Below are 22,989 nucleotides of genomic sequence, written 5' to 3' on the forward strand. Positions count from 1 at the left end.
CCTATTCGTCTGCTTCTGCCCGGCCGTCCGTCAAGGGAGCGATCAGGCCCGGCAGGTCGTAGTCCACCAGTCGCAGGTAATCCAGGCGCGTCCAGTCCACATAGGGTCGCAGCCGGACGGCTTGTTCGCTCACCGCCGCAACCACGCCCACCGGTATGTCCGGCGGGAAGACCCCGCCATGGCCCGAGGTCACCACCCGGTCGCCCGGAGCGACCTGATGCCCCGGCGGCAGGTAGAGCACTTGCGGCTGGGCGCTGTTGTCTCCGGCCATGACCGCCCGTTCTCCGACCAGCCCGACGCTGACGGGAATGCGGCTGCTGATGTCGGTGATCAACATCACGCGCGCGGCCCGCTCGCCAGCCTCGACCACACGCCCGGCCAGTCCCTCGCCGGAGAGGGCCACGTGCCCCTCCGCCGTGCCATCGTCGGTGCCGGCGGCCACCAGAACCGAACGGGCAAACGCGCCGCTGTTGTCACCGATCACGCGGGCGGAAACATAGCGCGCACCGGGGTCCGGCGGCAGGTTGAGCAGCTGGCGCAACCGCGCATTCTCCGCTTCGAGCTGGCGGGCCTTGTGGTGCCATGCCATGAGGCGTTCGTTCTCGCCCCGAAGGCTTTCGTTGATCTGGCGCACCTCGGCGAGTTCGCGCAGTCCGCTCATGGCCCGCTCGACGCCCTGCACCGGCTCCGAGAGGAGCGCCACCACCGGGGCCATGCTGTCCACCACCACGATGCGGGCGCGTTCCACGAGCACCGTGTCGGCCTTACCCAGGGCCAGGGTGGCGAAGGTGGCGGCGATCAAGAGCAGAAACCCGAAGCGCTGGACCAGAGCCCGGACGGGCGAGGTCAGGCGTGCTACGGTGCCACTGCGCTTGGGCAAAACGTCCTCCGGAAACTAGATCTTCCGATCAAGGCGGTTGAGGACCCGAATCGGTGTAGAAGGCTAAGCAATCACTGCGCCGAGGGGAAGCCCCTGGACTGATCGCTTTTGTCGAGCCGCCACCCTGCGCCGGCGCAATGCCCGGGCCGACCCGCCCGGTAGACGCCCAATCAGAAAACGCCCGTTCAGTAAACGCCCGTTCAGTAAACGGTGGTCAGGACGTTCTTCAGCGCCACCGATTCTTCCAGGCAACGTCCGGTTCCAATAGCGACACAGGACAGGGGATCGTCGGCGATGGAGACCGGCAGGCCGGTCGCCGCACGCAGCACGAAATCCAGATTGCCCAGCATGGAGCCGCCGCCGGTGAGCACGATTCCCTTGTCGACGATGTCCGCCGCCAGTTCCGGCGCGGTATGCTCCAGGGCCACCTTCACCGCCTCGATGATGGCGCTGACCGGTTCGGCCAGGGCTTCCGCAACCTGGCGCTCGGAGATCACCAGTTCCTTGGGCACGCCGTTCATCAGGTCGCGACCCTTGATTTCCAGGGTGCCGCCCTCGCCGTCTTCCGGCGGACAGGCGGAGCCGATCTGCTTCTTGATACGCTCGGCCGAGCTTTCACCGACCAGCAGATTATGATTGCGCCGGATGTAGGCGATGATGGATTCGTCCATCTTGTCGCCGCCCACGCGCACCGAGCGCGAATAGACGATCCCGCCAAGCGACAGCACGGCAACTTCGGTGGTGCCGCCGCCGATGTCGACCACCATGGAGCCGGTCGGCTCGGTAACCGGCAGGCCGGCGCCGATGGCCGCGGCCATGGGTTCCTCGATCAGGAAGACCCGGCGCGCACCGGCGGCCTCGGCCGATTCCTGGATGGCGCGGCGCTCCACCGCCGTGGAGCCCGAGGGCACGCAGATGATGATCTGCGGGCTGGTGAAGGTTCGGCGGTTGTGCACCTTGCGGATGAAATGCTTGATCATCTCCTCCGCCACCTCGAAGTCGGCGATGACGCCGTCACGCAGCGGCCGGATGGCCTGGATGTTGCCGGGGGTGCGGCCAAGCATAAGCTTGGCCTCGTCACCGACGGCCAGCACCTGCTTCTTGCCCCGCACGTCGGCGATGGCAACCACGGAGGGTTCGTTCAGAACGATGCCGCGCCCCTTCACGTAGACCAGCGTGTTGGCCGTGCCGAGGTCGATCGCCATGTCGGCGGAGAGGAAGCCGAGGATGCGGGAGAGCATAAGAAGTCAGGAAGTCCCTACGCGCGGGGAATGAAAACCATGGCCGTAGCGAATAGCGCCCCGACCGCCCGAATGCAAGGGAGGCTTTGTCCGGCAAGCCCTTGCAAGACAAAAGCTCACCCCGTTGCATTCCGGGAAAATACCGTTCAAATTCAGTGCGCTAGTCTTGCAGGTGCAAGACAGGCCCGCTCTGGTCGGCCGGCGCGGACGCTGTGGCCATTCCTGGGCAAGGCGGGGACGCCCTGGTTCCAGGCACACCGGCCCGATTCGACATAACGCAGGGGCCGTTCCCTATCCTCGCGTCACTCGCCAATCTCGTCACGCGCCCGGGCCTTGTGGCGGAGCAACGCCATGAGGTGGCGGTCGCGCCAGCGCTGGCGCTCCTGCAGTTCCGTCTCCGAGAGACGGGCGCGGCGCTCGCCTTCGATGGTTCCCATCACCGGCCCGGCCCAGTCGACGCGGCGCAGCATCGAGGGAAATATACCTTCGTAGAGGCCCTGATAGCGCTCGGCATAGTCGCGCACGCCGCCCGGTGCGTTGAGGTCGATGGTCTCGAAGGGCCCCATGAAAGCCCAGCGCAGGGCCAGGCCCTCGCGGATGCCCACGTCCACATCCTCCGCACCGCAGATCCCGTCGGCGACCAGCCGAAAGGCCTCCTCCAGCAGCGCGCCCTGCATGCGGTTCATGACGAAGCCGTCGATCTCCTTGCGCATGACGATGGGGGCCTGGCCGATGGCCCGCATCACGGTCTCGGCCTTCTGCATGGTCTCGGCACTGGTCCAAGGCGCGGGCACCAGCTCGGTCGCCGGCACCAGATAGGGCGGGTTGATGGGGTGCGCCGTGAGGCAGCGGTGGCGGCCGGCCAGCCCTTCGGTGAAGAGCGACGGAACGATGGCCGAGGTGGAACTGGCCAGAATGGTCTCGGCCCCGGCCAAGGGCTCCATCTCGGCCCAGAGCACCCGCTTGACCTCCAACTTCTCCGGCGCATTCTCCTGCACCCAGTCGGCGCCCTCCAGCGCGGCGGCGATGCTGGGCGCCGGCGTGATGCGGGCGAGCACCGTCCCGGTGTCCTGGCCGCGCAGCATGTCGTTGGCCCCGAGATCGGACAGCAGGCCGGCGATGGTGTCGACGGCCTGGGCCGGCGCCGTTTCCACCGGATCCCAGAGCCGGACCCACCAGCCAGCCCGTGCGAAGGCGATGGCCCAGGCCCGGCCGATCAGGCCGCTGCCGACGATTGCCGTGGTTCCGCTCATGACGTTGCTGCTCCCTGCTTCTCGAATGCCGCCCCTGTCTAGCACAGCTGCGGTGGCGCCGGGGAGCCTGCTCGGCAGATTGGGCACGCCAAGCGGGCGGAAAAGGCGGGTGCCCCCTTGGGTGCGGGACGCTATGGTTGCCGGTCAGAGGGAAAACACAGCAGGCGGAGCGACAGATGCATTTCGAGCCACGGCTTTGGGCCTTCACCAAGGGCTTGCGACTGCGCCTGCTCTGGGCGGTGCTGATCGGCCTGCTGGCCGTGGGTTTCGGCGTGGCGCGGCTCGGCCTGCTGGGCTGGCTGATCGGTGAGGTCTTCGCCGGCAGCGAGTTGGCCGCCCTGGCGTTGCCCATTGCCCTCATCGCCCTTGTCATGCTGCTCCGCGGCGCCTTCGAGCACTGGCGGGTCATGTTGGCGCATGAAACTGCCGCTCGGGTGCAGAAGCGCCTGCGCCGGGCGATCTACGACCGCATCGCTGCTTTGGGGCCGGGCGCAGTCGGCCGGCAGCGCTCGGGCGCGCTAACCGCCTCGCTCATCGACGGCGTGGAGCAGCTGGAAACCTACTTCGGCCAGTACCTGCCGCAGTTCCTGATCGCCCTGCTCACGCCACTGCTCATTTTCGTCGGCATCGCCTTCATCGACCTGGCGGTGGCCAGTGTCATGCTGCTCTTCGCCCTGATCGCACTCTTCGCCCCGGCGCTCTGGCACAAGCGCGACGCCGAAAGCTCGCGCGAGCTGCAGAAGGCCTATTCCGCCTTTGCCGCCGAGTTCCTCGACTCCATACAGGGCCTGGCGACGCTGAAGGCCTTCGGGAAGAGCAGCGCCCGCGCGCAGCACCTGGCGGTCCAGGCCCGGGAGCTGTTTCAACGCACCATGTGGGTGCTGGGCGGCAATGTGTTGGGGCGAGGCATCACCGACACGGCCATTGCCTGCGGCGCGGCCGCCGCCCTGGCCCTGGGGGCCTGGCGCGTGCAGACCGGGGCTTTGGAGCTGACCGGCCTGCTGATCATCCTGATGCTGGGGGTGGAGATCTTCCGGCCCATGCGCGAGGTGCGCTCGGTGCTGCACCAAGGCATGGTGGGCATGGCGGCGGCCCAGGGCATCTACCGCATCTTCGACGAACAGCCGGAGGTGGAGGATGCCCCGGCAGGCCGGCCTGCGCCGCTCGAGCCCTCGATCACCTTCGAGGCAGTACGCTTTCGCTATCCCGGCACCCGCCGCATCGTCCACGAGGGCCTGGACTTCGCCGTGCGGCCAGGCGAGCGGGTGGGCCTGGTCGGCCCCTCGGGCGGCGGCAAGTCCTCCATCGTCCGCCTGCTGCTGCGCTTCTACGACCCCGAGGCCGGACGGGTGCTGCTTGGCGGGCAGGATTTGAAGGAGCTGCCCTTCCACGAGATCCGCTCACTCATCTCCGTCGTCAGCCAGGATGCCTTCCTCTTCCACGGCACGGTGGAGGAGAACCTGCGCATGGGCGCCCCGGAGGCGAGTCAGGACGAACTGGAGGCCGCGGCGCGCGCAGCCAACATCCACGACTTCATCGCCGGGCTGCCCCAGGGCTACCAGACCCTGGTGGGAGAAAAGGGCATCAAGCTCTCGGGCGGGCAACGCCAGCGGCTCGCCATTGCCCGGGCGCTGCTACGCGACACGCCGATCCTGGTGCTGGACGAGGCGCTTTCCGCCGTGGACGCCGAGAACGAGGCGGTGATCCAGGAGGCGCTCGACCGCCTGATGCGCGGGCGCACCACGCTGATCCTCGCCCACCGCCTTTCCAGCGTGATCGACTGCGACCGCATCCTGGTGCTGGACGGCGGCCGGGTGGCGGAAAGCGGCCCGCACGACAGCCTGATGCAGGCTGGTGGCGTCTATGCCCGCCTGATGGCCGAACAGGCCCGGGAGGCGGAGAGCAGCCTGACCTTCGAGACCGGCGAAGGTGCATCCGAGCCTGCACCCGCGGCCGGTGAAGCCCTGGCGCAGGGCGGCGGGCCATCGAGCGCGCCCACCGAAGGAATCATCAAGGCCGAGGGCCTGACCTGGTATCAGCTGGTGGGGCGGTTGATGCAGCTCATCCTGCCCTGGAAGGGTCGCCTGGCGGCCACCTTCTTCTTCGGCGTCACCCGGGTCTTCGCCTTCATCGGCGTGGGCGTGCTGAGCGCGCTGGTCGTCCTCAACCTCAAGAACGGCGAGCCCTTCGGGCACCTGCTGTTGGCGCTGGCACTGGTGGCGCCGCTGGCGGGGATACTGCACTGGCTGGAGTCCTGGATCGCCCACGACATGGCCTTCCGCCTGCTGGCGGAGATGCGCGTGGCGGTGTTCCGGAAGCTGGACGCCCTGGCACCGGCCTATCTGGTGCGCCGGCGCACGGGCGACCTCACTGCGCTGGCCACCCACGACATCGAACTGGTGGAGTATTTCTTCGCCCACACCGTGGCGCCGGCCTTCGTCGCCATACTCGTGCCGGCCCTGGTACTGGTGATCCTGGCCAGCGCCAGTCCCTGGGTGGCGCTTGCGCTGCTCCCCTTCCTGCTGGCGGCCGCCCTCAGTCCCTTCCTGCTGCGCAAGCGGGTGGACCGGCTCGGCTCCCAGGCCCGCGAAGCAGCCGGCGAACTGGGCGCCTTTGCCGTCGATTCCGTCCAGGGGCTGGGCGAAATCGTCACCTTTCAGCAGGAGCGGGCCCGGGGTGATGCCCTGGACCGGCTTTCGGAAGACTATATCCGCCTGCGCCTGCCCTTCTTCGGGGAGCTGACGCTGCAGCAGTCGCTGCTCGAGGTCTTCACCGGCCTGGGCGGCCTTGCGGTGGTGGTGACCGGTGCGGCACTGGCCACGCAGGGGAGCCTGGATCCCGGCCTCCTGCCGCTCCTGGCCATCCTGGCCATGGCCGCCTTCCTGCCCGTATCGGAGATCGCGCAGATTGGCCGGCAGCTTGCGGACACCCTGGGAGCCACCAGGCGCCTCCATGCCCTGATGGAAGAGCCGGTGCCGGTCACCGACGGGCCGGGGGTATCGGCACAGCCCGGGCCGGCATCCCTCAGCCTGGACGCGGTCACCTTCGCCTATCCCGGCAGCCACACGCCGGCCCTTTCAGCCGTGGACATCGACATTCCGGCGGGAGCGACCGTGGCCCTGGTCGGGCCCTCCGGTGCCGGCAAGACCACCACCGCGCAACTGCTCATGCGCTTCTGGGACCCGGACAGCGGCAGCATCCGGCTTAACGGCCATGCCCTGCCGGAATACCGCCTGGACGAGCTGCGCCGCAACATCGCCCTGGTGGCTCAGGACACCTACCTCTTCAATGACAGCCTGCGAAACAACATCCTGATCGCCCGGCCGGAAGCCGACGAGCAGGCGCTGTCGCAGGTGGTCGAGCAGGCGGCTCTGCAGGACCTGCTGGACTCCCTGCCCGAGGGACTCGACTCCTCGGTTGGAGAGCGCGGCACCAGCCTTTCCGGCGGACAGCGCCAGCGGGTCGCCATTGCCCGTGCCTTCCTGAAGGATGCGCCGGTTCTGATTCTCGACGAGGCGACCTCCCACCTGGATGCCGTAAATGAGCAGGCAATCCGCCGGGCCCTGACCCGCCTGCAGGCCACACGCACCACCATCGTCATCGCCCACCGCCTGTCGACTGTCCGCGATGCCGACCGCATCCTGGTGCTGGACCAGGGCCGGGTCGTGGAAAGCGGCGCGCATGAGGCGCTGCTCAACCGCGGCGGCCTCTACGCACGCCTGGTCTCGCGCCAACTCGCGGGCGCCCAGGGTGTGGCCGCGCAGTAGGGAAGACGTTACCCAGAAGGTCGAATGGAAACAAAAAAGGGGCGGGCCGGGTTTGCCAAGTACCCGTGGACTCGAACCTCCCGAGCCACGGGCCCTCTCCCTGAACTCGGCGAGGCCGGAACAACCCGGCCTCGCCGCCTTTCGTAGATCGCCCAACCGTGACGAACTCGGAGCGGAATTCCCGGTTTATCCGGCTGCGACTTGTGCCTGTTTGTGACGGCGGCGCAGCCAGCCGATGATCGACAAGGCCCAGATGCCGAGCACCACCACACCCAGTCCGGCGGCGATGGGGCGCTCGAAGAAGAAGAGCAGCGAGCCGTCACCACGGATCATGGCGGAGATGAAGCGATCCTCCAGGAGCGGGCCCAGCACGATGCCCAGGATGCAGGGCGCGATGGGGATGTCGTTCTCCTCCATGAAGAAGCCAAGCACCCCGAAGACCAGCATCACCACAATGCCGTAGACCGAATTGTTGGAGGCGTAGGCGCCCACCATGCAGAACGCCAAGATCAGCGGCATGAGAATGCGCCGCGGCGCCTGCATCAATCGCTTGGTCAGCTTGATCACGAACCAGCCGAGCGGGACCATGATCAGGTTGGCCATGATGAAAATGAGGAAGACGGCGTAGATCGTCTGAGGATTGAACAGGAAAAGAGTCGGCCCCGGGTTCAGGCCTTTCACGTAAAGCACGCCGATCACGATGGCGGTGATGGTGTCGCCGGGAATGCCGAAGACGAAAGCCGGAATCCACGCACTGGAAACAGCGGCATTGTTGGCCGACGTCGCTTCGACGATGCCTTCCACATGGCCGGTGCCGTACTTCTCGGGCGTGCGGGAAAAGCGGCGGCTGATCGCGTAGGCGACCCATGCGGCAATGTCGGCCCCGGCACCGGGCAGGGCGCCGATGGTGGTGCCCAGGACATTACCTCGGATCTGCTGCCGCCAATAGGTGCGCAGCAGCGTCCCCCAGGAACGGAAGATGTTGCCCATGCTCTTCTGCGCCACTTCCCAGGCCGGCGCCCCGGCGGCCACGGTGCGCAGCACGGTGGAGACGGCGAAGAGCCCGATCATTGCCGGAATGAAGTCGATGCCGGCGAGCAGGTCGGACGAACCGAAAGTGAAGCGCGGCACGCCAGCCGGATTGTTGAGCCCGATGGTGGCGACGAACAGGCCGATGAACAGGCTGATCAGCCCTTTGAGCGGTGAGGAGGCGCCGATGAATACCGCACAGGTGAGGCCGAGCAGCGCCATCCAGAAGTATTCAACCGACGAGAAATTGAGCGCGATTTCAGCGAGTGTCGGCGCGGCAAAGATCAGGACCGCTGTGCCGAACAGCCCGCCCAGCGCCGAATAGAGCAGGTTGGCGCCCAAAGCCAGTTCGGCCTGGCCGCGCAGGGTCATGGCGTAGCCTTCGCCGGCATAGGCCGCCGAGGCCGGCGTTCCGGGGATGCGCAGCAGTGTGCCCGGGATGTCGCCGGCAAAGATCGCCATGGCCGCGCAGGTCACCATCATGCCCACGGCCGGGACCGGATCCATAAAGAAGGCAAAGGGGACCAGCAGCGCCGTGGCCATGGTCGCCGTGAGACCGGGAATGGCCCCGACCAGAAGGCCGAACGTTGCCGCGGCAAGAACAGCACCAATGACCTGCCACTGCAGGACGAGGTCGAAAGCTTGGCTGATGGGGTCCATCGTGTCTCCGGACGGCTACCAGGGCAGATAGGGGACGATGCCGTAAGGCAGGGGAACCATCAGCAGGCTGCGGAATATGAGGTCCAGCAGGAAAGTGCCGCCGATGGCGAAAACCAGGGTCTGCCACCAGGGAACCTGGAGCAGACGCAAGAGTATCAAGATCATGACCGCCATGGTCGGCAGGAAGCCGAGCGGTCGCGACAGAAGGATGTAGCCGATCATCAGGCCGATGGTGACCAGCACCGCCATGATCGCGCCCGGCTTCTGCGTCCAGTCCGTGCGCGCCACCAGGGGTTCGCGGCCCGCGTGCGGACTGCGCAGGTGCTGGAGCACCAGTGCGATGCCACAGCCGGCAAAGCCCAGCGCGATCAGCAGCGGAAAGAGTCCCGCCCCAAAGCGCTGCCCGGGAATGGCAGGAAAGGTCGTAGCAAACCCGGCGAGGACTACGGCAAACGCCAGCAGCACCGCACCGAGCATCATATCGTTAAAGCGCATGCGCGGGTATCCGATCAGGCCACCGCCGCCGAAGCGGCGGTGGTCCTTGTCTCGATCAGTCCTTGCGGAGGCCGACGGCGCCCATGATATCGCCCATGCTCTGGTTGCTTTGATCCATGAACTCGGCGAAATCGTCGCCCGCGGCCCAGCGGATGCCGTAACCCTGCGAGGCCATGAACTCCTGGTAGTCGTCGCTGTTATAGACGGCTTCCAGAGCGGGGATCAGGGTATCGACCACCTCTTGCGGCAGGCCCGCCGGGCCGACGATGCCGCGCCAGGCACCCATGGTCCAGTCGCTGTCGGTCTCTTCCTTCAGCGTCGGGAGGTCCGGATAGAGGTCCGCACGCTCATTCGACATCAGGGCGAGCGACTTCACGCGCTCGGCGTCGATCAGGGAGCGGGCTTCCGGCAGGGAGCAGGGAACCAGGTCCACGCCGCCCGCGACCATGTCCTGCAGACCGGAAGCTGCGCCGTCGCTCGGAACCCAGCCCACGGCGTTGGGCTCGTAGCCCAGATCATACAGCATACCGGCGAGCGCCAGATGCCAGATGCCGCCCTGGCCGGTGCCGGAGGCCTGGAAGCCGCCCGGGTTCTCTTCGATGGCATCCAGGAGGTCCTGGAGGGTCTCATAAGGAGAATCAACCGGAACGTTCACGGAGGCCGGATCCTCGTTCATCAGCGTGAGGGGGGTGTAGCCCTCCCAGGTCAGGTCGGTCAGGCCCTGCCAGTGCATCATGTTGATCTCGACCGTGGCGAGACCGAGGGTGTAGCCGTCCGGGTCCGCTTCGGCGATGGCAGTATGGCCCACCACGCCGGAACCACCGGTGCGGTTCACCACGTTGACCGAGGTGTCGAGTTCACCCTCGAGCACCGAGGCGATGATGCGGGCCGTGGCGTCGGTGCCGCCGCCGGCGCCCCAGGGCACGATGATGGTGATCGGACGATCGGGGTAAGCCTCGGCGGGCTGCGCCATCGTCACCGTGGCGGCGACACCGAGCGCCAGCGTACCTGCAAAACCGAGCATTGTTCTCCGGAGCATTCCATACCTCCCGTGTGTTGGTCTTTCGAAGGCGCGCATGCTTCCACGAAAAACCAGTGGCATGCAAGAAACTCTGGTACCAGCCGGTAAGAATGACGCTAGAGCCAATCATCCCGGATCGGATTTTCGAAGCGATCCGAACATGGATATGAATCGGCTCTATCCCATTGATGTAGGCCGGATTCACACATCTAAGCTGAACCCGGGGTGGTTCAGCTTAGATACGATCCGGTCTACCGCGTGCTCCGCCGCGCCGGGCTGGGGGCAGCACCGACGGGCATGGGCAGGACAAACGCCCGCTTGCTCCGCTGCCGTGCCGCCAGCGGCCGCACGGCATAGAGTTGCTTCTTCGCTTCCAGCAGATTGACCCCGGCGACCTGGGGGAACCAGCGCTGGCCGAGCCGCTCCCACGCCGGCGCCGTACGCAAGAGCCAGCGCCAAGAGGTGGGGGGCACATAGAGAGCCTCGCGCGCCTCGAGGGGCGTGAAGAGGTGCTCGCGCAACAGACGCGAGAGTTGGGAAGGACTGTAGGGCCGGCCATGACCGAAGGGCGTGCGATCGAAGCGCGCCCAGAGCCCCCGCCGGTTGGGGGCAACCACCAGCAACCGCCCTTCGCCATCGAGCACCCGCCAGGCCTCGCGCAACAGCGCATCGAGCGCCTCACTATGCTCCACCGCGTGAACCAGCAAAAGCCGATCCACCGAGCAGTCGGCCAGGGGCAGCATGCCTTCCTCCACCAGAGTGCTGGAGAAAGGGCCTTCGACCGGCCAATGCATCACACCCTGACGCGTCGGCATGAAGGCGAGAACCCGATCGGCCTCGTCGCGGAACTGCCGCATGTAGGGCGTCGCAAAACCGAGGCCAAGCACCACGCAGCCGGAGACATCGGGCCAGCGTTGGCGCACCTGACGGCGAATCAGATGCCGCGCCACCTGCCCGGTGTGCGTCCGGTAGAACTCAGAAAGGGCAAGGACATCGCTGGACATGGAACAAGGCTAGCACGAGCACGGCGCGGGTTGGAGCGGCGCGGTGGCTTTGCTATCTATGAATCATGACACAGCTTCAGATCCACCAAATCCCCGTCCTCAACGACAACTACATCTACCTCGCGCACTGCCCGGCCAGCGGCGCCACCGCCGTGGTCGACCCTGCCGTTGCCGAGCCGGTGCTGGCGGAAGCCGAGCGCCTCGGCTGGCAGATCACGCATATCCTCAACACCCACCATCACGGCGACCACGTGGGTGGCAACCTGGAGATCAAGGACGCCACGGGCTGCACCATCATCGGCCCGGCCTACGATGCAGAGCGGATTCCCGGCATCGACATCGAGGTCCGCGAAGGCGACCAGGTCACAGTGGGCGAAGCGGAAGCAGAGGTGTACTTCGTTCCCGGCCACACCCGCGGGCACATTGCCTTCTGGTTCGCCGACTCCGATGCGCTCTTCTGCGGCGATACGCTTTTTGCCCTTGGCTGCGGACGCCTCTTCGAGGGCACACCGCCGCAGATGTGGCAATCCCTGAAGAAGCTGCGGGCCCTGCCCCGCACGGCAAAGGTCTACTGCGCCCACGAATACACTCAGGCCAACGCGCGCTTTGCCCTGTCGGTGGAAGGCAACAACAGCGCCCTCAAGGCGCGGGCGGCAGAGATCGACGCGGCGCGCGCCCGCGGCGAACCCACCGTGCCCTCGACACTGGGCGAGGAACTGGCCACCAACCCCTTCCTGCGGGCCGATGACCCGGCCCTGGCGCAGGCACTGGCGATTGCCGACGGCGATCCGGTGCAGGTCTTCACCGAGGTACGGGCGCGCAAGGACGTCTTCCGCGGATGACCGAAAACACAATTCCCGACGCCAATCTGCCGGAAGCGGCGCGCGAGCTGGCGCGCGAACTCGACATGCAGCCCCATCCCGAAGGCGGTTGGTTCTGCGAAACCTGGCGCGACCAGCCGGCCAAGGGCGGGCGCGGGGCCGGTACCGCGATCTACTACCTGCTCGCAGCAGGCGAGGTCAGCCACTGGCACCGCGTCGATGCCACCGAGATCTGGCACCATTACTCCGGCGCACCGCTGGAACTCGGCCTGTCCGATGACGGGATCACCAGCCAGCGGCTGGTTCTGGGGAAGGATCTCGCCGGCGGCCAGCGGCCGCAGATCGTCATCCCCAAGGACGCCTGGCAGAGCGCGCGCAGCCTGGGCGACTGGACGCTGATCGGCTGCACCGTCTCCCCGGCCTTCGAGTTTTCCGGCTTCGAGCTGGCCCCGCCGGGCTGGGCGCCGCAGGATTGGGCACAGCAAGGCTGAGCCCGCGCCGGCCGAAGCTTTCCGTTATTCCGCCGCAAGGCGCGACAGGAGACCGCCATGTGGGATGAGCGCTACGCCGGCGAGGAATTCCTCTTCGGCACCGAACCCGCCGCCTTTCTGCAGGCGCAGGCCCATCTGCTGGTGCCAAGCCAGAAGGCGCTGGCGGTGGCCGACGGCGAAGGACGCAACTCGGTCTTCCTGGCCCAGAAGGGCCTGTCGGTGACGGCGATGGACAACTCCGAGGTCGGCGTCGCCAAGGCGCGGCGCCTGGCGCTGGAGCGCGGTGTCTCGGTGGACTTCAAGGTGGCAGATATCCTGACCTGGGACTGGACACCGGAAGCCTACGACCTGGTGGTCGCCATCTTCATCCAGTTCCTTGCGCCGGGCGACCGGGAGAGCGTGTTCGCCAGCATGAAACGCAGCCTGCGCTCCGGCGGGCGCCTGCTTCTGCATGGCTATCGCCCGGAGCAGGTGGACTATGGCACCGGCGGACCGCCGCACCGCGAGAACATGTATACCGAAGCGCTGCTGCGCGCCCAGTTCGGCGACTGGGAGATCGAACGGCTGGCGAGCTACGAAGCCGATATCCAGGAAGGCCGCGGTCACGCCGGCCGCTCGGCCCTGATCGACCTGGTGGCACGCAAACCCTGATCGCGTGATCCGCCGGGGCCCCCAGCAGCGTATAGCCTTCATTCGGCACGTTGCGCGCTGACCACAGCTCCATGCTGCCCGCCGCGCCGATCTGTGCTATACTCCAGCCAATGGGAGGTCCGTCATGTGGATCAAGCGCCGTCCCGACTGGGACATTCCGGAATCTCAGGTCACCCCCGAATCGATCTATCGCCAGCGCCGCCGCTTTCTCACGCAGGCAGGGGCGGGAACGGCCCTGGCCCTGACGGCCGGCCTGATGGGCCCCGGCGCCCGGGCACTGGCGCAGGAAGGCAGCCAGGATCCCTCGGCCGGCCTCTATCCCGTGCGCCGCAACGAAGTCTATGCGGTGGAACGCGAACTGACTGAGGAACGGCTGGCCACCACTTACAACAACTTTTATGAGTTCGGCTCCTCGAAGAACATCTGGCGCCAGGCCCAGAAAATGCAGCTGCGCCCCTGGACCGTCACCGTCAGTGGACTGGTCGAGCAGGAGCGCAGCTTCGACATCGACGAACTGCTCGCGCACATGCCGCTGGAGGAACGGGTCTATCGCTTCCGCTGCGTGGAAGCCTGGGCCATGGTGGTGCCCTGGTCGGGCTTCGAGCTGTCACATCTGGTGGCACTCGCCCGGCCCAAGGCGGAAGCGCGCTATCTGCGCTTCACCACGGCCGAGCAGCCCGAGGCCATGCGCGGTCTGCGCGCGAGCTGGTATCCCTGGCCCTATCAGGAAGGGCTGACCCTGGCCGAGGCGCGCCATCCGCTCGCCTTCATGGCAAGCGGCATCTACGGCAAGCCGATGCCGGCGCAAAATGGCGCGCCGCTGCGGCTCGTGCTGCCCTGGAAGTACGGCTTCAAATCGATCAAGTCGATCGTGGCCATGGAGTTCCTGGCCGAGCGGCCGACCACCTTCTGGGAGACAATCGCAGCGAACGAGTACGGCTTCTGGGCCAACGTCAACCCCGAGGTGCCGCACCCACGCTGGTCACAGGCCGAGGAAGAAGTGCTGGGCACCGACGAGAAGGTGCCCACCCGGCTCTACAACGGCTACGAGGAGCAGGTGGCCGGGCTCTACGCCGACATGGATGCCGAGGCCGAGAAACTGTTCATGTAGGCCGCGCCGTGCTTTACTGCAGCCATGGTTGGATTTCTGTCACGACTGTTCGGCGGCGGCCCGGCGCGCGAGCCCGCTGCTGCCGCCTCGGAAGAGGCTGAGCCTCTTGACTACAAGGGCTTGACCATCGAGCCGGCCCCGGTGCAGCAGGACGGGCAGTGGCGCGTCGCCGGCACGATCCGCAAGGACGCCGGCACCGACGGCGAGATGGAGCGAGTCTTTCAGCGCGCCGACTGCTTCCCCTCGCGGGAGGACGCGGTATCCTTCACCGTGATCAAGGGCAAGCAGATCATCGACCAGCGCGCCGATCTCTTCGCCGACGGGGAGCCGAAGGGTCGGGCCTGACCCCCGGCGCCCTCGCGATAGGCGCCGAGGGTCGATCCGGGCCTACTCGATCTCGGCGACCGCATCCACTTCGACGGTCACGTCCAGCGGCAGGCAGGGCGCCGCCACCGCTGTGCGGCAGTGCCGGCCGGCATCACCGAACACCTCGACCATCAGGTCACTGGCACCGTTGACCACCTTCGGCTGGTCCACGAAGTCCGGTGTGGAGGCAACGAAGCCGCCCAGCCGCACAACGCGCTTCACCCGATCGAGGTCGCCGTCACAGGCGGCCTTGAGCTGGGCGATGATGTTGATGGCGCAGTTGCGCGCCGCTGCCTGAGCCTCCTCAGCGCTCTGTTCCGCCCCGGCCTTACCGGTGTGGCTGGGCTTGCCACCGACCAGCGGCAGCTGTCCGGAGAGGAAGACGAGGTTCCCGCTCTTCACATAGGCAACGTAGTTCGCCACCGGGGCCGCCGGCGTCGGTAGTTCGATTCCCAGTTCGGCGAGGCGTGCGTCGATCTTTCCGGCCATGGGCTCTTGTCTCCTCCTGAAGAAGCCGTTTGTGAACAAGGCCCTGCTATAGCGGCCCTGCGCTTGCGAGACCAGCGCCGCCACCGACGCCCGCTTGTCCGAGCGCGACTTTCCGGAGGTGGAGGATCGCAACCACATGCGCCCTCAGCCGCCGCAGAAGAGCCAATCAAGGGGCGCCGCACGCGTGACAACCAGCTTGTCCCAACAAGGTCATAGAAATGCACACCGGCGCCACGCCATCTTCGAGTAGCGGGCGGAGTGGCCGTTTCGTCCAGATCGGGGACGGAGCCGGACCGCCCGCTTCTGTGTTCCATCACCTGAACATTTTACGCAGCAACAACCCATGGGATTCAACGCAACTGCATGAAACCACCCATTCCCTATTCACGAGCCCACGCGCCCTTACGCGAGCGACTGACCCTTCTTGGCGTGGAGGCTGCCGTTGATCAGGCAGCACTCCAGGAGCGGATCGAGCGGCAACGCTTGGCCGGCGAGAGCTTGAAGGCTGCCTATGAGCGCCAACTCCTGGAGTGGTTCGACGCCCAGGCCGTGCGCTTCGATGCGCCGACCACGGCCGGGACCGCGCGCAGCGTGGCCGCCGCCGAAGCCGCCGTTGCCTTGAGCGGTGTTGCCGCACGCTGGCCGGAACGCTTCCTGGCGCCACGGCCGCTGCCGGTCGAGGACCTGCGCCGGCTCTATGCCGCCCTGCCCGATCCGGCGCCGCCGATCCGCCCCCGCGCCATGCCGGAACAGCCGCTCCAGGCTTGGAGCCTGCGCGACCTGCTGCCGGCACCCGCCATCCCGCGCCTGCCGCAACGCGCCCGGGCACGGTTGAGCTGAAGCCATGGAAACGCGCGGCTTGGCAATCACAGCCGCCCTGCGTCGTCTGGCGGTGCTGGGCGGCAGCCTAGCGACCACGGCACTGGCGGCCGCCGCTTTCCAGGAGGCGCTGGGCTTCGCCGAGCCGGGACCAGCCGAGTGGCTCTACACCGCGCTTTTCGCCTTTCTCACCTTCTGGCTCGCGCTCTCCTTCTGGAACGCGCTGGTGGGCTTCTTCGCCGCGCTCACACGCTGGCCGCAGCCGGGTCTGGACCCGGGCGCGCCGGACGGTCCGCTGCCGGCACGGGTGGCGGTGCTGATGCCGGTCTACAACGAGGATCCCAACCAGGTCTTCGCCAACATCGCGGCGATGTACGAGGGGCTGGCCCGCCAGCCGGAGGGCCGGCGCTTCGACTTCTTCATCCTCAGCGACACCACCGACCCGCGGATCTGGGTGGCGGAAGAGGCCGCCTGGTTCGCGGTGCGCCGGCTGCTCAAGGGTGCCGGCACGCTGCACTATCGCCGCCGCAGCCAGAACCTGGGCAAGAAGGCCGGCAACATCGCCGACTTCTGCCGCCGCTGGGGCGCGCACTACGAGGCCATGGTGGTGCTGGATGCCGACTCCCTCATGGCGCCCGACACGCTCGTCGCCATGGCACGCCGGTTGGAAGCCAACCCAAGGCTTGGTCTGCTGCAGGTGCCGCCAACCCTGATCAACCGCTCCAGCCTCTTTGCCCGCCTGCAGCAGTGGGCGAGTCTGGTCGCCACCCCGGTGCTGGCCCAGGGTCTGGCCTTCTGGGGCCTGGGACAGGGCAACTTCTGGGGCCACAACGCCATCATCCGCACCCGCGCCTTCACCGAAAGCTGCGGCCTGCCCGAACTGCCGGGGCGCAAGCCCTTCGGCGGCCACGTGATGAGTCACGACTTCGTCGAGGCCGCCTTGCTGGTGCGGGCCGGCTGGGAGGTGCGCATGGCGCCCGACCTCGGCGGCAGCTGGGAGGAGCCACCGCCCACGGCGCTGGACCATGCCATGCGCGACCGGCGCTGGTGCCAGGGCAATCTGCAGCATGCCAAGGTGCTGCCGGCCCGCGGGCTGCATTGGGTGAGCCGCCTGCATCTGGCGCAAGGGATCATGGCCTATCTGGCCTCGCCGCTCTGGCTGGCGTTCCTGCTGCTGGGCCTGGGCATCGCCGCCGGCCTGTCGCTGAGCGGTGGCGCCGCAGCGAGCGCCGATGCCGCGCCGACGCTGTCGAGCGCCCTGCCCCTGGTCAGCGTGATTGCGGTGCTGCTCTTCGCGCCGCGGGTCCTGGGTCTCCTGCTGCTCCTGCTTTCGCCGCAGTGGCGCCTTGTGGGCGGGCCCCTGCGCGCGCTGCTCTCCACCCTGCTGGAGATGCTGTCCTCGATCCTGCTGGCGCCGGTGATGCTGGTCTGGCATGTGCGTTTCGTCTTCGAAGTGCTGAGCGGACGCGACGGCGGCTGGAGCAGCCAGCACCGCGAGGACGGTGCCATGCTGCCCTTCGGCCTGGCCTTCGCCGCCACCCGGGCGCAGTTCCTGGCCGGCCTGGCTGCCACGGTGGTGTTGGTGTTGCTGCCCCTCGGCCTGGCGCTCTGGTTCTCGCCCATCGTGCTCGGCCTGCTTCTGGCGCCCGTGACTCTCTGGGTGGGTTCGAGCCCGGGCCTGGGGCGGGCGGCGCGCGCGCTGGGTCTCTTTCTCATTCCCGAGGAAAGCGCCCCACCGCGGGTGCTCCAGCGGGCGCGGGAACTGGACGCCCATCCACTGGTGGATCTGCCGGACGGCGGGTTGCAGGCCCTGCTGCACGACCGGCGCCTGTTGCTGTTGCACCGCGCCCTGGTTGCCGCAGCCGACGACCCGCCCGCCCCCGACCTGCTGCGCCGCGCGCTGGCCAAGCAGGCGACGGGCCAGGCCCTGGAGCGGCAGGAAGAGGCGGCTTTGTTGGCCGATCCCGTGTCGCTAAGCCGACTGCTCCGGCGGCCCGAGCACTCGCCTCAGGGCTGAGAGACCGGCGCCTGGCGCTCGCCTTTGCGGACAAGCAGGCGTGCCAGCTCCTCCGCATCTTCGGCGATCCAGCCGGCGCCCGCAGCGCGCAGGCGTTCGCCCTGGCCCGGCAGGCTGTGACTGGCACCCAGGAAGCCGATCACCGCAATGCCGGCCGCCCGCGCCGCCTGCACCCCGGTCACGCTGTCCTCGATCACCAGAGACTCCGCCGGCGCGAATCCCATGCGCTGGGCGGCGTGGGCGTGCAGATCAGGAGCCGGCTTGGGCCGGGGCACATCCTCGGCGCTGAAAACGGCCTCTGCCGCAAAGCTGTCTGACAAGCCCGCCAACCGCAGAGTTTCGCGCAGGCGTGCCCGGCTGGAGTTGGAGGCGACACAGCGCGCCCCCGCCAGATCGCCCAGCAATTCGGTGATGCCGGCAATGGGCTGCAGCTCGCGCGCGAAAAGGCCGAGGCTGTGGTCCAGCACGCGCGTGAGGATATCTTCGGGCAGCGTGACACCACGTTCCCGCGCCACGGCCTCGGCCAGCATGGCATCGGTGTAGCCGGTGTAGCGCGCCGCCATCTCGGTCTCGTCGTAGGCCACACCACAGGCGCCCAGCACCTCGCACCAGGCACGGGCCGACAGCGCCTCGCTGTCGATCAGCACGCCGTCGCAGTCGAAGATCAGCAGGGAAGTGGTCATGCAGGCGTCACACCGTCGCCCGCGTGCGCAGGACGGCATGCTGAAGCGCTTCCGCAAGGGATATGCGCTCCGCCGGTGCCAGGAAGCGCCCGATGATCAGGCGACGGCCGTGGCTGGTCAGCGCAAGCTGCGGGTCCGGGCCGTGCGGCGGTAGCAGCTCGACGCGCAGCCAGTAAGGCTGAAAGCTCCAGGACTGCGCCCGACCGCGGTGATCGATCCGGCGCACCTCGAGGCGGTCGCGCGTCAGCGCCAGGGTCTCGCAGCTGCTGCCGCGGCGATAGTTGACCCGGAAGGCCAGGAAGAGCAGCAGGAACTCCAGCCCCATGAAGCCCACCACGGGCCAGGCTCCGATGAGGAAGAAGCCCAGTCCCAGGCTGAAGCCGAGCAGGGCCACGGCGGCCATGAGAAGATAGAACCCCCGCGGCGAGAGGGAGCGGTGCGGTGTCAGCACGGCGTCGAAGATCAGCTCTTCTGCAGCCGCGCCGTCTGGCGAATGCTGGCTCATGTCGCCTAACATAGGCCCGGCTCGCCCAAACGGCAAAGCCGCGTTATCGTGCGCAGCCGCGCGTTTCATCTCGCTTCGATTCACCTCGCAAAGTTCGTCAGCAACACCGGAAGCCCCCATGCGCAAGGCCGATATCGTCGCCTTCTTCGACCGCCTCGCCGCCGCCCTGCCCGAACCCAAGGGCGAGCTGGAGTACAGCAATCCCTACACCCTCCTGGTGGCCGTGGTGCTTTCGGCCCAGGCGACCGACGTGGGGGTCAACAAGGCGACGCGCGGCCTCTTCGCCGTGGCGGACACGCCGGAGAAGATGCTGGCCCTGGGCGAGGAAGGGGTAAGGCAGCACATCCGCACCATCGGCCTCTTCAACACCAAGGCCAAGAACGTCATCAAGCTCTCGCGCATCCTGGTGGAGGAGCACGGCAGCGTGGTGCCGCAGGAGCGCGCGGTGCTGGAGAAGCTGCCGGGCGTGGGGCGCAAGACCGCCAATGTCGTGCTCAACATCGCCTTCGGCCAGCCGACGATCGCCGTGGACACCCACATCTTCCGCGTCGGCAACCGCACTGGCCTGGCGCCGGGCAAGACGCCGCTGGAGGTCGAGCGCAAGCTGGAGAAGGTGGTGCCGCCCGACCGTCGCCTGCACGCCCACCACTGGCTGATCCTGCACGGTCGCTACGTCTGCAAGGCCCGCAAACCCGACTGCCCCACCTGCATCGTGAACGACCTCTGCGCCTACAAGGCGAAGACGGTGGCGTAGACCCCGCTCAGGCAGCCGTCACGTTTTGCCCGGCGAAGGGGCTGCGGGCGAAAACGCGGCGCACCATCGGCTCGAAATGCTCCAGCGGCAGGTGGTCGTAGGCCGGATCGAAGCAGTTCTGGTCATAGAGCGCGCAGAACTCCACCGTGCGCTCGTAGCAGGGGTGATCGCGGTAGCGCTCGCGCTCATTGCGGTCGCCGCCCAGGTGGTGGAAATAGTAGTAGCCCTGGAAGATGCCGTGGTGCTTCACCATCCACCAGTTCTCCTCGGAGACGTAGGGGCGCAGCACGGAAGCGGCGAAGTCGCTGTGGTTCCAGGGCGCCAGCATGTCGCCGATGTCGTGCAGCAGGGCACAGACCACATATTCCTCGTCCCGGCCGTCGCGCGCGGCCCGGGTGGCGCTTTGTAGCGAGTGGGTCAGGCGGTCCACGGGATAGCCGTCGAAGGAGCCGGCGAGACCGCGCAGCGACTCGAGCACCCGGTCCGGCAGGGCCGCCGTCTGTTCCTCGGCCTGGCGGTCGAGCAGTTCGTAGTCCTCCCGCGTTCCGTCTTCCATGCGGGTGAAGCTGACTGTGCGCGCGGATGTCATGGGCGGCTCTCCGATGGCGGTGTCTCAGGTGTCCGACTTGTAGCAGCCCCGGCGCCCGCGGTCATGACCGGGAGGGGCAGCGCCTTGTCGACGACAGCCATGCGCCACATCGGACCCGCACGCTGCCTCCGCGCTGCTATACTGCGCCCATGCGTATCGCCACCGCCGAAAGCTGGTACGAGACCCGCAGGCTGCCCGACGGCCTGACCTGGATCTACGAGCCCCACATCAAGCCCTTCTACCGCTGCAACATCTGGCATCTGCGCGGGCGCGAGCGCGACCTGCTGATCGACAGCGGCAGCGGCCTGGTGTCCTTGCGCCGGCAGGTGGCGCTGCTGGCCGAACGGCCGCTCCTGGCGGTCGCCACCCACACCCACTTCGACCACATCGGCAGCCATCACGAGTTCGCCGAGCGCGCCGTCCATCCGGCGGAAGCCGCGCTGCTGGCCCGGCCGGAGCGCAAGGCCACCCTGGCCGACCCCTATGCCACAAAGGAGATGTTCGACGCGCTGCCGCCCGGCGGCTGGGACGAGGCGGCCTACCGGATTACCCCGGCACCGGCGACGCGTTTGCTGGAGGAAGGCAGCGTGATCGACCTGGGCGACCGGCGCTTCGAGGTGCTGCACCTGCCCGGCCACTCCCCCGGTTCCATCGCGCTCTGGGAAGCGGCCAGCGGCATCCTCTTCTCCGGCGACACCATCTACGACGGACCGCTGGTGGACGACTGCCGCGGCGCCGAGCTTGCGGCCTACCGCCGGTCCCTGGAGCGCCTGCTGGCGCTGCCGGTGCGTGTGGTTCACGGCGGTCACTTCCCGAGCTTCGGCCGGGAGCGGCTGCGCGCGCTCACCCGCGCCTGGCTAGAGGGGCGGCCACCGCCCGAGGCGGCAGCAGGATCGTAGCCGCTGCGGCCAGCACCAGCGCCAGGCCCAGCCAATCGCCCAGCCCCGGGCGCTCGCCCAGGAAGATCATCGAACCCAGCACACCCACCGCCGGCACCATCAACGTCCCCATGGAGGCCGCCCCCGCCGGCAAGCGGGGCAGGACGCCGAACCAGATAAAGTAGGCCAGCGCCTGGGCCAGGATCACGTGATAGCCGAAGGCGAGCAGCGTCGCGCTCTGCAGCGGCGCGGGACGCGGCACGCCCTCGAAGATCAGCATGCCGACGCTGCCGCAGAGCCCGCCCAGCAGGAGCTGCCAGGCGGCCACGGTTATGGCCGGCGCCGAGACGGGAAAGCGCTTCAAGAGCACCGTGCCCGCGCCCCATCCGATACCGGCGATCAGCGCATAGAGCAGGCCGAGCGAGAGCCCGCCGCCGGTGATCAGCGGCCAGCCCAACGCGGTCAAGCCCGCCAGCCCCAGGCCCAGGCCCAAGAGGCGCCGCCGGTCCAGCGCCTCGCCCAGCACCAGCGCGGCCAGCAGCGCCGCCCAGATCGGCATGGTGAAGGTGACGATGACGATGCGCGAGGTGGGCGCCACGAGCTGCGCAAAGGCGAGCAGGATGTTGAAGGCGGCGATCGAGAGCAGGCCGGTGACGATGAGCTGCGGCCACTGGCAGCGCGGCACCCGCAGCGAACGGCCCGTGAGAAGCGCCAGGACGACCAGAAAGGCACCGGCGCAGAGCATGCCGGCCGCCCGCAGGGTCCAGGGCGCGATCTCGTCCAGCGCGATGCGCACCGCCGGCCAGTTGAAGCCCCAGAGCAGCCCCAGCAGCGGCACCAGCGCCAGGGTGGCGCCCGAGGGGCAGCTTTCGCTCTCGCCCGCCATCAGGGCGTCAGGTCGTAGGTCACCCAGTCGGTGCGCCGGGCCAGACGGTCATAGACGGCCCGGGCGCGGTAGTTGTCCTCCTTGGTGATCCAGCGCACCAGGTTCCAGCCGCGCTGACGCGCAATCTCCGCCACCGCCTCGATGAGCGCCTGGGCCGCGCCGGAGCCGCGCGCCGCCGGGTCGACGAAGAGATCGTCCAGGAAGCAGCCGGTCGAGGCCATCAGCGGCCGGCTGTAGGGCCGAAAGTGGGTGAGGCCGATGGGCTCCCCCGCCGCATCCAGCGCCAGCCGCCCCTCCACCGGGTGGTCCGGATCCTGGATCCAGCCCCAGACCCGCGCGCGCATCTCGGCGCTCTGCTCCACCTGATAGAAGGCGGCATAGCCGGCATAAAGCCGTTCCCAGGCCGGACGGTGCGCCGCTTCCGGCGGCACAATGGTGATCTCGCTCATGCCTCGCTCCCGCTGTTGCAGGACCCTGGTTAGCCCGGAAGCGGTCCGGCCGAAAGGACCGCCGGAGCCCTTTCCCTGGTGCCAATTTCGCCCTGGATTACGCCGCCTCCGGCGGCGTCTCCCGACCGAG

23 protein-coding genes are annotated in these 22,989 nt (G+C 67.9%); 10 read left to right on the plus strand and 13 right to left on the minus strand.

What is annotated here, in order from left to right:
* Position 1 precedes the first annotated feature (1 nt).
* From mreC to ABZ720_RS08475, 3 genes are all read right to left on the minus strand, one after another.
* The gene (gene mreC / locus ABZ720_RS08465; protein WP_366555079.1) at positions 2-880 is read right to left on the minus strand and encodes a rod shape-determining protein MreC; all 879 of its coding nucleotides are present in this window, start codon (positions 878-880) and stop codon (positions 2-4) included.
* Positions 881-1,080: 200 nt separating this feature from the next.
* Positions 1,081-2,121: a rod shape-determining protein gene (locus ABZ720_RS08470; protein WP_275823720.1), complete on the minus strand. Its 1,041-nt coding sequence runs from the start codon at positions 2,119-2,121 to the stop codon at positions 1,081-1,083.
* Positions 2,122-2,423: 302 nt separating this feature from the next.
* Complete coding sequence (locus ABZ720_RS08475; protein ID WP_366555080.1) at positions 2,424-3,374, minus strand: 3-hydroxyacyl-CoA dehydrogenase; 951 nt, start codon at positions 3,372-3,374, stop codon at positions 2,424-2,426.
* 176 nt (positions 3,375-3,550) lie between these two features.
* Between ABZ720_RS08475 and ABZ720_RS08480 the strand changes: the two genes are divergently transcribed.
* Positions 3,551-7,141, plus strand: coding sequence for an ABC transporter ATP-binding protein (locus ABZ720_RS08480; RefSeq protein ID WP_366555081.1), 3,591 nt, complete (start codon positions 3,551-3,553; stop codon positions 7,139-7,141).
* 186 nt (positions 7,142-7,327) lie between these two features.
* Here ABZ720_RS08480 and ABZ720_RS08485 read toward each other — a convergent pair whose 3' ends face one another.
* From ABZ720_RS08485 to ABZ720_RS08500, 4 genes are all read right to left on the minus strand, one after another.
* Positions 7,328-8,830, minus strand: coding sequence for a tripartite tricarboxylate transporter permease (locus ABZ720_RS08485; protein ID WP_366555082.1), 1,503 nt, complete (start codon positions 8,828-8,830; stop codon positions 7,328-7,330).
* A gap of 15 nt (positions 8,831-8,845) precedes the next feature.
* The gene (locus ABZ720_RS08490; RefSeq protein ID WP_366555083.1) at positions 8,846-9,325 is read right to left on the minus strand and encodes a tripartite tricarboxylate transporter TctB family protein; all 480 of its coding nucleotides are present in this window, start codon (positions 9,323-9,325) and stop codon (positions 8,846-8,848) included.
* 55 nt (positions 9,326-9,380) lie between these two features.
* Complete coding sequence (locus ABZ720_RS08495) at positions 9,381-10,364, minus strand: Bug family tripartite tricarboxylate transporter substrate binding protein (protein WP_366555084.1); 984 nt, start codon at positions 10,362-10,364, stop codon at positions 9,381-9,383.
* Between the two features lie 233 nt (positions 10,365-10,597).
* The gene (locus ABZ720_RS08500) at positions 10,598-11,350 is read right to left on the minus strand and encodes a class I SAM-dependent methyltransferase (RefSeq protein WP_366555085.1); all 753 of its coding nucleotides are present in this window, start codon (positions 11,348-11,350) and stop codon (positions 10,598-10,600) included.
* A 65-nt stretch (positions 11,351-11,415) separates the two neighbouring features.
* Here ABZ720_RS08500 and gloB point away from each other — a divergent pair, with 65 nt between their 5' ends.
* The 5 genes from gloB (at position 11,416) to ABZ720_RS08525 (ending at position 14,769) form a co-directional block, all read left to right on the plus strand.
* Positions 11,416-12,192, plus strand: coding sequence for a hydroxyacylglutathione hydrolase (gene gloB / locus ABZ720_RS08505; protein ID WP_366555086.1), 777 nt, complete (start codon positions 11,416-11,418; stop codon positions 12,190-12,192).
* On the plus strand, positions 12,189-12,662 hold the full coding sequence (locus ABZ720_RS08510) for a cupin domain-containing protein (protein WP_366555087.1): 474 nt from the start codon (positions 12,189-12,191) through the stop codon (positions 12,660-12,662). The genes gloB and ABZ720_RS08510 overlap by 4 nt, the downstream gene beginning before the upstream one ends.
* Positions 12,663-12,719: 57 nt before the next feature.
* Entirely contained in the window at positions 12,720-13,313 is a 594-nt protein-coding gene (locus tag ABZ720_RS08515; RefSeq protein WP_366555088.1) for an SAM-dependent methyltransferase, read from the plus strand.
* A 124-nt stretch (positions 13,314-13,437) separates the two neighbouring features.
* Entirely contained in the window at positions 13,438-14,424 is a 987-nt protein-coding gene (gene msrP / locus ABZ720_RS08520) for a protein-methionine-sulfoxide reductase catalytic subunit MsrP (RefSeq protein ID WP_366555089.1), read from the plus strand.
* Between the two features lie 24 nt (positions 14,425-14,448).
* Entirely contained in the window at positions 14,449-14,769 is a 321-nt protein-coding gene (locus ABZ720_RS08525; RefSeq protein ID WP_366555090.1) for an HlyU family transcriptional regulator, read from the plus strand.
* 42 nt (positions 14,770-14,811) lie between these two features.
* Here ABZ720_RS08525 and ABZ720_RS08530 read toward each other — a convergent pair whose 3' ends face one another.
* Positions 14,812-15,279, minus strand: a complete 468-nt coding sequence (locus ABZ720_RS08530; protein ID WP_366555091.1) for a RidA family protein — start codon at positions 15,277-15,279, stop codon at positions 14,812-14,814.
* Between the two features lie 363 nt (positions 15,280-15,642).
* Here ABZ720_RS08530 and ABZ720_RS08535 point away from each other — a divergent pair, with 363 nt between their 5' ends.
* Together ABZ720_RS08535 and mdoH are read left to right on the plus strand one after the other, a co-directional pair.
* Positions 15,643-16,119, plus strand: a complete 477-nt coding sequence (locus ABZ720_RS08535; RefSeq protein WP_366555092.1) for a hypothetical protein — start codon at positions 15,643-15,645, stop codon at positions 16,117-16,119.
* Positions 16,120-16,138: 19 nt separating this feature from the next.
* The gene (gene mdoH, locus ABZ720_RS08540) at positions 16,139-18,115 is read left to right on the plus strand and encodes a glucans biosynthesis glucosyltransferase MdoH (protein WP_366555093.1); all 1,977 of its coding nucleotides are present in this window, start codon (positions 16,139-16,141) and stop codon (positions 18,113-18,115) included.
* Here mdoH and ABZ720_RS08545 read toward each other — a convergent pair.
* A complete protein-coding gene (locus tag ABZ720_RS08545; RefSeq protein WP_366555094.1) occupies positions 18,106-18,798 on the minus strand; it encodes an HAD family hydrolase in 693 nt (230 codons plus the stop codon). The two genes, mdoH and ABZ720_RS08545, sit on opposite strands and share 10 nt — an antisense overlap.
* 7 nt (positions 18,799-18,805) lie before the next feature.
* A complete protein-coding gene (locus ABZ720_RS08550; RefSeq protein WP_366555095.1) occupies positions 18,806-19,303 on the minus strand; it encodes a DUF2244 domain-containing protein in 498 nt (165 codons plus the stop codon).
* 118 nt (positions 19,304-19,421) lie between these two features.
* Between ABZ720_RS08550 and nth the strand changes: the two genes are divergently transcribed.
* Positions 19,422-20,057 (plus strand): endonuclease III, encoded by a 636-nt coding sequence (nth, locus tag ABZ720_RS08555; protein WP_366555096.1) that lies wholly within the window; start codon positions 19,422-19,424, stop codon positions 20,055-20,057.
* Positions 20,058-20,064: 7 nt separating this feature from the next.
* Here nth and ABZ720_RS08560 read toward each other — a convergent pair whose 3' ends face one another.
* Positions 20,065-20,646 (minus strand): HD domain-containing protein, encoded by a 582-nt coding sequence (locus tag ABZ720_RS08560; RefSeq protein ID WP_366555097.1) that lies wholly within the window; start codon positions 20,644-20,646, stop codon positions 20,065-20,067.
* A gap of 149 nt (positions 20,647-20,795) precedes the next feature.
* On the opposite strand from ABZ720_RS08560, the gene ABZ720_RS08565 reads away from it, so the two are divergent.
* On the plus strand, positions 20,796-21,545 hold the full coding sequence (locus ABZ720_RS08565) for an MBL fold metallo-hydrolase (RefSeq protein ID WP_366555098.1): 750 nt from the start codon (positions 20,796-20,798) through the stop codon (positions 21,543-21,545).
* Here ABZ720_RS08565 and ABZ720_RS08570 read toward each other — a convergent pair.
* Complete coding sequence (locus tag ABZ720_RS08570; protein WP_366555099.1) at positions 21,490-22,410, minus strand: DMT family transporter; 921 nt, start codon at positions 22,408-22,410, stop codon at positions 21,490-21,492. The genes ABZ720_RS08565 and ABZ720_RS08570 overlap by 56 nt on opposite strands.
* Positions 22,410-22,859, minus strand: a complete 450-nt coding sequence (locus ABZ720_RS08575; RefSeq protein WP_366555100.1) for a GNAT family N-acetyltransferase — start codon at positions 22,857-22,859, stop codon at positions 22,410-22,412. The genes ABZ720_RS08570 and ABZ720_RS08575 overlap by 1 nt, the downstream gene beginning before the upstream one ends.
* Positions 22,860-22,989: the final 130 nt, after the last annotated feature.

Origin of the sequence: Aquibaculum sediminis (genome assembly GCF_040712085.1) — a bacterium.
Taxonomy (GTDB): Bacteria; Pseudomonadota; Alphaproteobacteria; order Kiloniellales; family DSM-21159; genus Aquibaculum; species Aquibaculum sediminis.